The organism is Mycolicibacterium tusciae (assembly GCF_002086795.1).
GTDB lineage: Bacteria > Actinomycetota > Actinomycetes > Mycobacteriales > Mycobacteriaceae > Mycobacterium > Mycobacterium tusciae.
This window is the reverse complement of sequence record NZ_MVIM01000010.1, coordinates 83,342-96,426: the sequence shown is the minus strand read 5'-3', so window position 1 is coordinate 96,426 and position 13,085 is coordinate 83,342. Positions and strand designations below refer to the sequence as shown.

At 65.3% G+C, this 13,085-nt stretch carries 11 protein-coding genes; 5 read left to right on the top strand and 6 right to left on the bottom strand.

Features of this window, described 5'->3' with window-relative positions; genetic code table 11:
- Positions 1-3: 3 nt before the first annotated feature.
- A complete protein-coding gene (locus BST47_RS19030) occupies positions 4-1,605 on the bottom strand; it encodes an AMP-binding protein (protein ID WP_083127202.1) in 1,602 nt (533 codons plus the stop codon).
- On the bottom strand, positions 1,605-2,720 hold the full coding sequence (locus tag BST47_RS19025; protein WP_083127201.1) for an aromatic ring-hydroxylating oxygenase subunit alpha: 1,116 nt from the start codon (positions 2,718-2,720) through the stop codon (positions 1,605-1,607). The genes BST47_RS19030 and BST47_RS19025 overlap by 1 nt, the downstream gene beginning before the upstream one ends.
- Before the next feature lie 108 nt (positions 2,721-2,828).
- Between BST47_RS19025 and BST47_RS19020 the strand changes: the two genes are divergently transcribed.
- Entirely contained in the window at positions 2,829-4,073 is a 1,245-nt protein-coding gene (locus BST47_RS19020; protein WP_083127200.1) for a cytochrome P450, read from the top strand.
- Positions 4,074-4,076: 3 nt separating this feature from the next.
- Here BST47_RS19020 and BST47_RS19015 read toward each other — a convergent pair whose 3' ends face one another.
- On the bottom strand, positions 4,077-6,383 hold the full coding sequence (locus BST47_RS19015; RefSeq protein WP_083127199.1) for a CaiB/BaiF CoA-transferase family protein: 2,307 nt from the start codon (positions 6,381-6,383) through the stop codon (positions 4,077-4,079).
- 105 nt (positions 6,384-6,488) lie between these two features.
- On the opposite strand from BST47_RS19015, the gene BST47_RS19010 reads away from it, so the two are divergent.
- Positions 6,489-7,298 (top strand): FadR/GntR family transcriptional regulator, encoded by an 810-nt coding sequence (locus BST47_RS19010; RefSeq protein ID WP_083127198.1) that lies wholly within the window; start codon positions 6,489-6,491, stop codon positions 7,296-7,298.
- 9 nt (positions 7,299-7,307) lie between these two features.
- On the top strand, positions 7,308-8,024 hold the full coding sequence (locus BST47_RS19005; protein WP_083127197.1) for an SDR family oxidoreductase: 717 nt from the start codon (positions 7,308-7,310) through the stop codon (positions 8,022-8,024).
- Positions 8,025-8,069: 45 nt separating this feature from the next.
- Here the strand turns inward: BST47_RS19005 and BST47_RS19000 are convergent, their stop codons facing one another.
- The 3 genes from BST47_RS19000 to BST47_RS18990 are packed head-to-tail and all read right to left on the bottom strand — an operon-like array spanning position 8,070 to position 10,638.
- A complete protein-coding gene (locus BST47_RS19000) occupies positions 8,070-9,236 on the bottom strand; it encodes an amidohydrolase family protein (RefSeq protein WP_083127196.1) in 1,167 nt (388 codons plus the stop codon).
- Positions 9,233-10,285 carry an amidohydrolase family protein gene (locus BST47_RS18995; protein WP_083127195.1) on the bottom strand — a complete coding sequence of 351 codons (1,053 nt, stop codon included), beginning with the start codon at positions 10,283-10,285 and terminating at the stop codon, positions 9,233-9,235. The genes BST47_RS19000 and BST47_RS18995 overlap by 4 nt, the downstream gene beginning before the upstream one ends.
- A complete protein-coding gene (locus BST47_RS18990) occupies positions 10,282-10,638 on the bottom strand; it encodes a Rieske (2Fe-2S) protein (RefSeq protein ID WP_083127194.1) in 357 nt (118 codons plus the stop codon). The genes BST47_RS18995 and BST47_RS18990 overlap by 4 nt, the downstream gene beginning before the upstream one ends.
- 84 nt (positions 10,639-10,722) lie before the next feature.
- Here BST47_RS18990 and BST47_RS18985 point away from each other — a divergent pair, with 84 nt between their 5' ends.
- On the top strand, positions 10,723-11,931 hold the full coding sequence (locus BST47_RS18985) for a cytochrome P450 (RefSeq protein ID WP_083127193.1): 1,209 nt from the start codon (positions 10,723-10,725) through the stop codon (positions 11,929-11,931).
- Entirely contained in the window at positions 11,928-13,085 is a 1,158-nt protein-coding gene (locus BST47_RS18980; protein ID WP_083127192.1) for a Zn-dependent alcohol dehydrogenase, read from the top strand. The genes BST47_RS18985 and BST47_RS18980 overlap by 4 nt, the downstream gene beginning before the upstream one ends.

Here is a 13,085-nt window from a genome sequence, read left to right as displayed (position 1 = left end):
CTCCTACCGGGTGAGCACGTAGCCGTGCGCTTCACGGTCCCAGGCGCCAGGGCCCAGTCCCCTGCTGCGGAGCACATCCTTGCGGACGCGTCCGATGACGTTCTTGGGAATCTCCTCGACCGTCTCGAGGTAGCGCGGCACGCAGAAGTACGGCATGCGCGCCGAGCAGAAGTCCAAGAGTTCGGTGAAATCCACTGTCGCACCGTCACGCAACGTCACGACCACCAGGATGTCGTCCTCGCCGAGGTCACTCGGTATCGCGACCGCCGCCGCCTCGGCCACAGCCGGATGGCCCATCACGGTCTGTTCGACCTCGACGGACGACACGTTCTCACCGCGGCGGCGCAACGAATCCTTGGCGCGATCCACGTAGGTGAGGTTGCCATCGTCGTCCAGCGAGCCCAGATCACCGGTACCGAACCACTCCGGATGCGGATCGACGATCAAACCGGTACTGCCGGGCGCCGACGACACATACCCCTCGCTCATCGCATGTGTCACCCGCGCTCGGCAGGCGATCTCGCCGACCATACCGGTGGGCACTGGTCGCCCCTGACCGTCGATGATTCGCACCTCGAAAGCCGGGTTGACCCGACCAGAGGTACCCGGTTCGCCAGCATCGGAAACGCCGTTGTAGGCGATCGGGAACGCTTCGGTCATGCCGTACATCGTCACGATGCGGCAGCGATAGCGTTCTTCAATAGCGCGGTACATGTCTGCGGTGATCGGTGCCGCCGAGATGAAGCGAATGCCGAGCTCGGCGTCTCGCGCCTCCGGGGGCAGGCGCGTGAGCATCGACACCATCGCGCCCGCGCCTGCGAAACCCACTGCACCGCAATCCCGTATCTCATCCCAGACTTGGCCGGGGTGAAATGCCGCGGCCAGCAGGCTGGTGCCGCCGACGAGCATGGGCGCAAGCACGGTGGGCGCCGCGCTGAGATGGAACAGCGGCATCGCGGTCCACAGTGTGTCGCCCTGCCGCAGTTCCCACGACGATGCGACGGTCGCCGCCGCGGTGAACAGGTACCCCCAGGTGGTGGCGACGGCCTTCGACGGTCCGGTGGTACCGGAGGTGAAGAAGAGCGCGCCGATCTCGTCCGGTCCGACGGGCTCGACGTCGGGCGCCGTCACCGGCGCGGCCGTCAGCGCCTCGGTGAGCGAATGACCCTGCACAAGAACCGCTCTCAAGGTGACGACGTCGTCCGCGACCTGGGTCAGTCGATCCAGGCGGTCAGCGTCGACGACGACCACCGCGGCCCGGGACAGGTTCAGCGCGTGCGCGAGGAACTCGCCCTTGCTGGCGGCGTTCACCGCGGCGGCGACCGCGCCGATGCGGGCGGCGCCCAGCCAGAAGTACACCCACTCCGGACATGTCCCGGTGAACAGCGCCACCGTCTCGCCGCGCTTGACCCCAAGGTCGTAGAGGACGTGGGCGGCCGCGCACGAACGGTCGCGCATCTGCGCGAACGAGACCGGGCTTCCGGCGATCGACATCATCACCTGGTCGCCGTACTGATCTGCACGACGGTCGAGCACCTCAGGGACGCTGAAGCATTCAACGCCGAAGGCCGCGGGGTTCAGCGTGGCGTCCCGGCCACGGGGCATCACGCCCCCGCTGCGGCCGGATCGGGCTCGCCGTCGGCGGTGTACCCGAAGTCGATCGGCGATGGCTCTTCGCTCGGATAGAACCGGTGCGCCCACCGCCGCAACGCCGCGTAGTCGCGCGCCTCCTCCGGTGCCAGGTTGGGCTTCTCGAGGTACTTCATGTTCTCCCAGGTGAAGAAGTCCTGCTTGATGACCTCCTGTTGCAGCGCAAGGAATTTCGCCGCGCGGCCCGCCGGCTTGTCGCCGGTGTCGCCGGGCTCTCGCACCGAGGCCTGGGTGTAGAAGTAATCGGTGTAGTCCTCGTCGACCGGCGTCTGACCCGTGACCTCGATGGTCGCGACGAGCTCCTTCGGGAAGCGCACGATGCCGAGGCCCAGCGAGTAGTTGTCGTAGATGATGTTGGCGTCGACGGGTCCGTCGGGGGTGAGCCACGTCGACGGGCGTCCGCCGCCGAAGTTCGCGGTCACCGTCGCGTGCAGGTGGTAGCCGTTGGCGTCGAACGACGTGGTGTTGGCGGCGCTGTCGGCCTTGTGCACGAACTGCACGTGATACGGGTCGGCCGCGTTCTCGATGATCATCTGCGCGTGCACCTTGACCCGATTGAGCATCCGCGAATGGGGATGCAGCGGGTAGTACTCGTCGGTCTCGAGCTCGGGCAGCACCGGTGGCTGCCAGTAGGGGGCGCGGCCGTGACGCTCGTGCCATACGACGATGAAGCCGTACCACTCCTGGGTGGGATAGGACTTGATCCGCACGTTCTGCTTGCAGCCGATCTTGCTGTACGGGATCAGTGCGTTGGTTCCGTCGCCGCGCCATTCCCAGCCGTGCCACGGGCAGACGATGTGCTCACCCTCGACGGTGCCGCCGACGCCCATGTTCGCTCCGAGGTGCAAACAGTAGGCGTCGAGCACGTTCACCTTGCCGGACTTGGTGCGGAACATCACCAGTTCCTCGCCGAAGTAGTGCGCGCGCTTGACCTGACCGGGTTCCAGATCCGAGGCAAAGCCGACGATGAACCAACCCGTCGGAAAGCGGTACGTCGAGAGACTGATCCCACTCGGGCCGAACTCGCGTTCAGACGGATCGATCTGGGGGTCGTGAACCGTCTCCGTCATACCGTCTCCATCCGAGCGCACAATAACCGCAGGTCGTCAAACCTGCCCGTTGCCTATTTTTACTATTTTAGGCATTCTAGGTCAAGGACAGCGACGCGAGGAGAAGGCATGCCCACGACCACCCCGGTCGATCTGTCGGATTCGGTGCTGTGGGAGAACGGTTTTCCCGACGACTTGTTCACCGAATTCCGTCGTGAGATGCCGATCTTCCACCACGAGCTCACCGACGGCGTCGCCAGTACGGTCAAACGCGACTTCTGGATGACGACCAAGCATCGCCACGCACAACGCATCCACCGGGACACCGACAGTTTCACCGCTGCCGACGGACCCCTGATTCAGGGAATCGGGCCCATCGGGTCGTTTCCGAATGTCATCACCATGGATCCGCCCGTGCTCACCAAGCGCCGTCGGGTGATGTCGCACGCGTTCACTCCCAAGGCCATCGGAAAGCTGGAGGACGGCATTCGGCGGCGCGCCGCCGCGATGGTCGACGGCTTACTCGAATCCGGCGGCGGTGACTGGATCACCGACGTCGCCGACGTGCTGCCGATGTCGGTGATCGGCGACATCGTGGGGATCCCCGACGAGGACCGGCCCCGCATCTTCGACACGCTCGATCGCATTCTCAAGGCCGGCGCCGGCGGGAGCGAGACGAATACCGAGGAGCAGGAGCACATGGCGCTGTTCGGTGAGATCTTCACCTATGCGCTCGAACTCACCGCGGAGAAGCGCCGCAACCCCACCGACGACATCTGGAGCACGCTGACCACCGCGGTGGTGACCGACGAGAGCGGCGAAGAGTTGTCCATCCCCGCGAACGAACTCGAGATCTTCTTCTTCGTCCTCACGCTGGCGGGCAGTGACACGACGAAGAACGCGCTGGCCGCCGGTCTTCAGGCCTTTGTGGCCAATCCCGTTGAAATACAGCGCTATCGCGAGGACGAGTCGATCCGCGGGCGGGCGGTCGAAGAGATCTTGCGCTGGTCGTCACCGGTCGCGTTCTGGACCCGCACCACGAAGGTGGACGTGGAGATGGACGGCATCACCATTCCCAAGGGCGAGCGCGTGGTGTCGATGCTGCGGTCGGCCAACCGGGATGACGAGGTGTTCGCCGACCCGTTCGTCTTCGACATCGGCCGCACCGACAATCCCCACGTCACCTTCGGGGGCGGCGGGCCCCACCACTGCCTCGGCGCCATGCTCGCACGCGCCGAGATCCGCGCAGCGCTCGACGAGTTGCTCGTGCGCGCCGACGACATCAGTCTCGGCGCCCCCAAGGTCACCTACCCAACCCTGGCCAACAACATGTCGATTTTCGACGCGATGTCGATATCGCTGACGCCCCGCTGAGAGTCAGAGCCCTTTCGGCCTGGTGCCGATGACGCCCTCGGCCGCAAGGCGTTCCAGATCCTCCCCCGTCTGCCCGCACAGTGCCGTCAGCACCTCGCCGTTGTGCTCACCCAGCCGTGGAGGCGGACGGTGCAGCCAGGCGTCCATGCCGTCGAGCCGGGCGAACGGCGGACAAGGGTACAGACCGGGTCCGGTGCTCGGATGGGTGAGCGGCTCGAAGAAACCGCGGTGTACCAGCTGCGGGTTGTCGATCACCACGGATGGTGAAATCACCACGGCCGCAGGGATGCCGGCCGCGACCAGCCGCTCGACGACGGCCACGGCGTCCTGGGTGGCAAGCCATGGCGCGGGGTCGTCCCGACCGCTCATCAGCGCGGCGAGCGCGTCCCGTTCGGCATCGGTGCGGACGGTCATGGCGATCCAGTTGTCGTCGCCTGCGCACCGGTAGATGTCCTGCAGCTCGCCGGCGTGGTGCCCCTTGTTGCCGCGCCGCTCCAGGATCGTCCCGAACATCTCGAATTCCATTGGCTGCACGGCGGTCACGTTCAGCACACTCTCGACCATCGGCACCTCGACAAGTTGACCGCGACCGGTGCGTTCGGTGAACTCGAGTGCCGCCATGAGCGCGAACGCCGCGTGCGTCCCCGCCAGCGGATCACACGCGCCACGCGGGGCGACTGGGAGTCCATCCGGCATGCCGGTCACCCAGGCGAGGCCCGCGATCTGCTCCATGGTGGGCGCGAAGCCGACCCTGTCGCGCCACGGCCCGGTCAGCCCGAAAGCCGGCATACGCACCATCACCAGTCGCGGGTTCAGTTCGAGCAACGCATCTGCGCCGAGCCCGAATTGATCCATCACTCGGGGTGAGAAGTTCTCGATCACGACGTCGGCCTGCGCGATCAGCGTTGTGATCAGTCCGAGTCCGGCCTCGGACTGCAGATCGAGGGTGACCGATCGCTTGTTCGTGTTCATGGCGTGGAAGACCCAGCCGTACTCCCACCAGTCGTCGACGTCCTTGCGCATCCCCCCGGAGTAGCGGATGCCGTCGGGCCGCTGGATCGACTCGATCTTGATCACCTCGGCCCCGAACGCCGCAAGCGAGTGCGTCGCCGACGGGCCCGCCCAGAACGCGGTGAAGTCGATGACTCGCACACCGGCCAGCGGGCGACCTGCCGTCGCGTCAGGGGTTGATTGCCTTGGCTCCCAGAGAGGTTCGTTGTCAGAGTCGCCGACCCCGGGTGCGGTTCGGATCAGCGACGGTGCCGCGCCGGACATCAACCACGGCGGACGCGGTTGTGCAAACCCGGCCGGGTTGTCGACGTACACACAGCGCTCCTGCAGATGATCCATCTCGCGGACGGTGGCGCCGTTTCCCAGCGCGGCGAGCGGCAACCTGAACAGTTGCCCCAGTTCGACGATCTCGGCGACGGTGCGCTCACGCATCCACGGGTCGATGCGCTCCCGGATCCAATCGCGGTAATCCCATCGCCCGATCTGGAATTGCAGCTGGGGCACCTCGGTGAACTCCGGGCAGTCCACCATCGCCGCGAAGTCCAGCCACTGTTGCCCGGTCACCATGCTGATGCCGACGAAACCGTCTTTCGCCGGTTCGATCGACGGGACTTCGACAGAGCGCCGGACGTGCGGGGCCTTCAGCAGTTGCGAATGCAGCCATTCGCCGCTCTGCATCAGCGTGATCGCCTCGAGCATCGACATGTCGAGGTGCGCGCCGCGACCTCCGCGACTGACCCCGCGGCGAGCTGCCAGTGCGCCGTAGGCTGCCCACACGCCGCCCTGGTACTCCCCCAGGTCGCCGCCGACGGAGATCGGTGGGCCCGCGGGATCGCCGCGAAACCCGGTGAGCCCGGAGTCGGCCTGCAAGGTGAACTCCGATGCGGGGCGTTCGGCCCATGGACCCGTCCAGCCGAAGTCGGAGATGGTGACGATGACGAGGCCGGGCGAGTTTTCGAGCAGGCGCTTCGGGTCGATCCCCCGCGCGGTCGCCGCCGCCCTGGTGCCCGTGACGATCACGATGTCCGCGCCGGTCAGCAGCCCGTCGGAAATGCCTGTCACGCTACGCTTCCCGGCGTTCAGGTACGCGAAAAGCGGCGCGTCCGCACCGTCGCGCGGCACGGAACCGGACGCGGTGAAGCGGCGCAGCGGGTCACCGCCGGCCGGTTCCACCTTGATGACGTCGGCCCCGGCGTCGGCCAGCAATTTCCCGCAATACGCACCCGCGATACGATCGCTGATCTCGACGACGCGCAGATCGTGCAGCGGCGTGGGTGCTACATCCTCTACGTCACTCACCCGCTAGAGCCTCCCTGGTTTCTTTGTCATATTAGTAACTTTTGTCAGATAGCGATTGCGTACACCCCAGGTAGCGGACGTTTCACTGTTAGCATTGTCGGCGATATGACCACGTTGGGAATTGGCCCCGAAGCTCGCCGCCGGCTTGGATCGCGGCGGACGGCCGAGATCGTCGCCGACGAGCTCCGCAGGCAGATCATCGACGGCGAACTCGCCGACGGTGACCTGCTGCCGCGCCAGGAGGTCCTCGTCGAGCAGTTCAGGGTGAGCCTGGTGTCGTTGCGGGAAGCCTTGCGGATCCTCGAAACCGAGGGTCTGGTGTCGGTGCGGCGCGGCAACCGCGGCGGTGCCGTCGTGCACGCGCCCGCCAAGGCCAGCGCGGCCTACATGCTCGGACTCCTGCTGCAGAGCGACACCGTTCCCCTCTCCGACCTGGGCGCTGCACTACAGGAACTCGAGCCCATGTGCGCGGCGCTGGCGGCGCGGCGTCCCGACCGCGGCGAAGAGCTCGTTCCGAAGCTCAAAGAGATCAACGCGCTGATGGCCGAACGCATCGAGGACGGACCGCAGTTCACCGAGATCGGTGGGCAGTTCCACGACGAGGTCGTCCGCGGCTGCGGCAACCACACGATGATCGCCGTCGTGGGGAGCCTGGAGACACTGTGGACCGGTCACCTGAACTGGTGGGCCCAAGAGACCACGGCGCGCGGCGAATACCCGTCGATCAGTCAACGCCGCATCGCAATGTCGATTCACAACAAGATCTCCGACGCCATCGAAGCCGGCGACGGCGAGCGTGCCCGCAAGTTGTCGGCGCGTCACATCGCCGACACCCAGACCTACTTCAGCGCCGTCGATCCCGAGCAGCGGATCGTCGCGCTGTCGCCGCAGGCACTGGCCCGACGCAAGCTCTGAGAGGGCCGCGTGCGTAGCGCCTTGGTGACCGGCGGTAGCGGTGGAATCGGAAACGCGTGCGGGCGCAAACTCGTCGAGCTCGGCTACGACGTCGTCCTGACCGCCAGGCGTGAGGAGCCCCTGCGCGCCGCGGCCGCAGCCATCGGTGCGCGCTATGCCGTCGCCGACGCGGCGCAGCCCGAGACGTTCGCCGCCGCGGTGGACGCGCTCGACGAGATCGATCTCGTCGTGCATGCGGCGGGAATTCTGGGCGGAACCTATGCTCGCAAGCAGACTTTCGATCAGTGGCGCGCGACGATGTCGGCGAACCTCGACTCGTGTTTCGTGGTGACGTCGGCGGCGCTGCCGAAGATGAGGCGGGGCTCACGCTTCGTGTTCATCTCGTCATCGGCCGCCCACGAACCGATGATGGCGCGGACGGCGTATTCGGCGTCGAAGGCCGGCATGAACGCGTTCGCGGGCGCCCTGGCGCGCGAGGTCGACCGCGACGGCATCAACGTACACATCGTCACCCCGGGACCCGTCGAGACCGAGATGCTGCAGGATGTGCCGTTCGAGATGTACGCGATCCGTGCCGCCGATGTCGCCGACGCCGTGGCCTGGCTGGACACCCTCGACCCGTCGGTCGACCTGCCCGAAATCCGTTTGCACGCAATCACCCGCGGGCCGCACGCCCGCACTCCGATGGTTCCACTGGAAGCCGAGCGACGCACCGCCAAACAGTGATTTCGGTGCGCATACGACCGCTCAGCGATCGCCAGCGCACCGAGATCACTCGGCGCGGCCACCTGCGGCCGGCATCTCGGACGGCAACGCCTTGACGGTGGCGGGCAAGCCGTATAGCACCGTGGCGTTGCCGCGCATGATTCGCTCACGCTGGTCTGCCGGGAACCGCCTGATCGCCCAGTCCGGCGAGTCGTAGCTCCAATGCGGATAGTCCGTGGAGAACATGATGTTGTCACCGAGATCCATCGTCTCGAGGTACTTGCGGTACTCGCCGAGGTCGACCTCCTCGAGCGGCTGCGTCGTGAACCGCACGTGCTCGCGGACATAGTCGGAGGGCTTACGACGCACCTGTGGCAGATCCGCCCTGCGCTGCTCCCAGATTCGGTCCATCCGCCACATCGCGGGCAACGCCCACGTGAAGCCACCCTCGACGAACACCACCCGCAGATCGGGATGGCGGTCGAAGGCGCCGTCGAACACCAGGCTCATCAGATGCGACACATACAGCAGCGGCCAGGACGCGAAGAAGTCGTGCCAGTGCGCCGGGTTGCCGACCGGGTAGATCGGAATCAACTCGAACGGCGTCTGCCCCATGAGGTGGGTGGCGACGGGAAGACCATGGCGTGCCGCGGCCGCATACATCGGATCGAAGTGCGGGCTCCCGAACGGGATCCCGCGGGTCTGCGGCGTCATGAGCACTTCGGCCATGTACGGATGCCCGGCCCACCGCTCGATCTCGCGTGCGGCCGCTGCCGGGTCCTGCGCGGTGACGCTGATCGCGCCCCGCCAACGGCCGTGCCAGTTGGCCTCGCCCAGCCACACGTCGGCGAGCCAGTCGTTGTGGGTGGCCTTGAGGACGTCTTCGGCCTGCGGTAGCTGTGCGTCGCACATCGGTTCCAGCACAGCGATACTCACGCCGGCATCGACCAGCAGCTGCTTGGCTGCGAAGCCCGGATCACTGCCGGCGACACCGCCGCCAGGCGGGCCTGCGTCGACCCGCAGTGAATTCGTCTTGTACGAGTCCGGCGTGTCGTAGAAATGCGGGACGGGCGAGACGGCATTACCCGACGGCCACAGCTTGTCCTTCCACTCCGCGGGCGCATACGACTTGAGCACTTCGGCCGACACGGGCAGCGGGTGGACGTCGGTGTCGACGATCGTCACCGCGATGTCCGCGGCGGTCTTGTCCTGGACGTCCTCGACAGTCGTCACGTCAGGCTCCCTTCGACTGAGGCGACACCATAGAGTTCACTTGCGTTGCGCCACAGCACTTTGTCCCGCTGGTCACTGTTGAGACCTGCGACGACGGTGTCCGGCGCCGTTGTGGACCAGTGCGGATAGCTCGACCCGTACATCACCAGGTCGGCCTTGCCGGTGAAGTCCATCCACTGCTCTGCCTGGCTCTCGTCCGTCGGCCCGTCGAGCGCCGACGAACAGAATCGCACATGGTCGCGCAGGTACTCGCTGGGAAACCGGTCCACCCACGGGGTTTGATCCCGCATCGACATCCAGAACGTGTCGAGGCGCCACATGAGTGGTGTGAGAATGTCGTAGCCGCCGTCGGCGAAGACGAATCGCAGATCGGGGTGCCGACCGAACATGCCCTCGACGATCAGCGTCGCCAGGTGGACGAAGGAGTTCAGCGGCATGAACGCGGCATAGCCCGGATAGGTGTAGGCATGACCGGCGAAGGTCGGCGCATGGTCAACACCATTGCCGCCGTTGATGTGTACGACCACCGGCAGCCCGTGTGCGGCGGCGGCCTCCCAGATCGGCTCGAACATGGGTTTGCCGTAGGGCTCACGCGACTGCATCGGGACGCCGACCTGAACCATCTTCGGGTGGTCGGCCAGTCGCTTGATCTCGGCGACCGCTCCCCTGACGTCCTCGGGGTTGATCCGGATGGTGCCGCGGAACCGGTTCGACGTGTCCGGATCCAGCCAGCGGTCGAGCAGCCAGTCGTTGACCGCCGCGCAGATCCGGCTGTTCAGCAGATAATCGGCGATGTTGCCGCGCGTCAGCGGATTGAGAATGGCGAAGGCAACGCCGGTGCCGTCAAAGAGATGATGCGCCACGGTATCTGGATCCGACCCTGGATAACCTTCGCCGTACAGATCCTGGCGGTAGTCTCCACCCGGCGCCTGGTACCACTGCTGCTCCACGTCGGGAATAGCGCGCAGCTTGTGCGGCGCCGACAGATACCGCCGGATCTCGGAGTTGTACCGGAAGTGCGGCTGCACATTCGCATCGATGATCGTCATGCCGTGAGATACACCTGTCCGTCCGCGACGTCCACCTCGTACGTGCGCACTCGCTTCTTGGGATCGGCGAGGCATTCGCCCGTGGTGATGTCGAACTCCCACTGATGCCAGGGGCAACGCGCGATCTGGCCTTCACGCACATGGCGGATCTGGTCGGGCATCTCCGGGTCGTACTCGGTGGTTCCCCTGACGTAGCCCAGGCACAGCGGTGCGCCCTCATGTGAGCAGTAGTTCGCGATCGCGTAGAGCGACCCGTGGATGTTGTAGACCCCCACGCCGAACTTTCCGGCCTGGACCAGCTTCATCGTTCCCGGAGGCAGGTCTTCGATCGCACACACCGGTCGGCGCTGCATAGAACCTCCTCTCCCTTGACCTAGAATACTAAAATAGTAAAGATAGAGCGAACGACTTGCTAATGCTTGGGCCGGGAGGCATGTGTGACGACCAGCACGGATTCGCATGATCAGCCGACCGCCCCCGATTTGGTGAACGATCCCTACCCCTACTTCGAGCACATGCGTAAGACGTCGCCGGTGTGGCGCGGGACGCTCATGGAGAGCGACCTGATGCCCGAGGAGCTGAAGAACCCGGAGAACTGGACGTTGTTCGACTTCGACAGCGTCTTCACCGCCTTTCGCGAAGACACGGTGTTCGCCTCGGAGATGTACAACCAGACCATCGGGTTGGTCTTCGGGCCGACGATCCTCGGCATGGCGGGCAAGCAGCATCACGACCATCGCAGCCTGGTGAGCAAGGCCTTCAAGCAGAGCTCGCTGGCCAAGTGGGAACCCGAGGTGATCGATCCGATCTGTGATCAGCTGGTCGACGAGTTCTCCCACGACGGCGAGGTCGATCTCGTCAAGGCGGTGACGTTCGAGTTCCCCACCAGGGTCACTGCCGCGCTGCTCGGGCTGCCGCAGGAGGATCTGGATTTCTTTCGGAAGCTGTCGCTGGATCTGATCTCGATCACCGAGGACATCGAGGCGGGGCTGACCGCGTCGGTCGAACTGGGTACCTATTTCCAGCAGCAGGTGGATCAACGGCGAAGCCAACCGACCAACGATGTCATCGGCGACCTCGTCGCCGCGGAGATCGACGGGGAGAAGCTCACCGATGAGGCGATCATCTCGTTCCTGCGCCTGCTGCTGCCGGCCGGGCTCGAGACCACCTACCGGTCATCAGGAAATCTGCTGCAACTGTTGCTGACCCACCCGGACCAACTCGAGGCGCTGCAACGGGATCGCAGCCTGATCCCGGCCGCTATCGAGGAAGGGATCCGCTTCGAGACCCCGCTCGTGCTGGTGGCGCGCAACACCACCCGTGATGTCGAGATGCACGGCATGACGATCCCGGAGGGCGCGTCGATCACCTTGTGCATGGGCGCGGCCAATCGTGACGACAAGCGGTGGGAGCGTCCCGATGTGTTCGACATCCACCGTCCGCGCCGGGCTCACATCTCGTTCGCCGGCGGCATTCACAGCTGCCTCGGGATGCATCTGGCCAGGGTCGAAACGAAGGCGATGTTGACGAGTCTCTTCGACCGTTTGACCGATTTCCAACTAATCGAAGACGACGATACGAAGATTGTCGGCATGCCGTTCCGCTCCCCCAAGCATCTGCCTGTCACGTTCCGACCGGTCGCATGAGGACACGCGCCGCGATCCTGCACGACATGGGCCAGCAGTGGTCGGTCGAGGAGTTCGAGCTCGACCCGCCGAAGGCCGGCGAGGTGCTCCTCGAAATGGCGGCGGCCGGGCTGTGCCACTCCGACGAGCACATTCGCAACGGTGACATGTCCGCGTCCAACGAGGTGATGCAGTCTTACGGGCTGCCGTCGATGTTCCCGTTGATCGGTGGCCACGAAGGCGCAGGGGTGGTCCTCGAAGTCGGCGAAGGCGTCACGGAGTTCAAACCCGGCGACCACGTCGTGACGTCCTTTGTTGCCGTGTGCGGCAACTGCCGGTGGTGCAACTCCGGGATGGAGTACATCTGCGATATGGGCGCCCAGGTGATGATTCCCGGCATGCCCACCGACGGCACGTTCCGTCATCACACATCCGACGGCCGCAATCTGGGCCATCTGTCGAAGGTCGGCGCGTTCTCGAAACACACTGTGGTGTCACCGGATTCGATCGTCAAGATCGACCCGCACCTGCCGCTGCTACCGATGGCGCTGCTGTCCTGCGGAGTTCCCACCGGTTACGGCTCCGCGGAGAACCGCGCGAAGGTGCGCACCGGCGACACCGTCGTGGTGATCGGGGTCGGCGGTATCGGCACCGGAGCCATCCAGGGCGCACGCATCAACGGTGCCGCACAGATCATCGCCGTCGATCCGGTGGAGTTCAAACAGAAATCGGCATTGGGGTTCGGCGCAACCCATAGCGTCGCGTCCACCGAGGAAGCCGCCGATCTGGTTCGTGATCTGACCGCCGGCGTGATGGCGGACAGTGTGATCGTCTCCCCATCGCTGATCACCGAGGACGATGTACAGCCCGCGCTGAGCCTGACGCGCAAGGGTGGAACCTGTGTGCTGACCGGAATGACCAGGCAGCTCACGAGTTCCATCGGAATCAACCTGCAGGAGTTCATCCTGTGGAACAAGAACCTCGTCGGCACCGTGTACGGATCATGCAATCCCCGGGTGGACGTGCCCCGCTTCATCAAGCTCTACGAATCGGGGCAGCTGCAACTCGACGAGATGATCACCCGGCGCTACCGGCTCGACGAGATCAACGACGGCTACCGCGACCAGCTCAACGGTGAGATCGTGCGCGGCATCATTGATTTCAGCCTGGATTGA

Coding starts and splice junctions, on each gene's coding strand:
- BST47_RS19025 (WP_083127201.1), bottom strand. CDS start 2,720: ATGACGGAGACGGTTCACGACCCCCAGATCGATCCGTCTGAACGCGAG.
- BST47_RS18995 (WP_083127195.1), bottom strand. CDS start 10,285: ATGACGATCATCGATGCGAATGTGCAGCCGCACTTCCGGTACAACTCC.
- BST47_RS19010 (WP_083127198.1), top strand. CDS start 6,489: ATGACCACGTTGGGAATTGGCCCCGAAGCTCGCCGCCGGCTTGGATCG.
- BST47_RS18980 (WP_083127192.1), top strand. CDS start 11,928: ATGAGGACACGCGCCGCGATCCTGCACGACATGGGCCAGCAGTGGTCG.
- BST47_RS18990 (WP_083127194.1), bottom strand. CDS start 10,638: ATGCAGCGCCGACCGGTGTGTGCGATCGAAGACCTGCCTCCGGGAACG.
- BST47_RS19020 (WP_083127200.1), top strand. CDS start 2,829: ATGCCCACGACCACCCCGGTCGATCTGTCGGATTCGGTGCTGTGGGAG.
- BST47_RS19030 (WP_083127202.1), bottom strand. CDS start 1,605: ATGCCCCGTGGCCGGGACGCCACGCTGAACCCCGCGGCCTTCGGCGTT.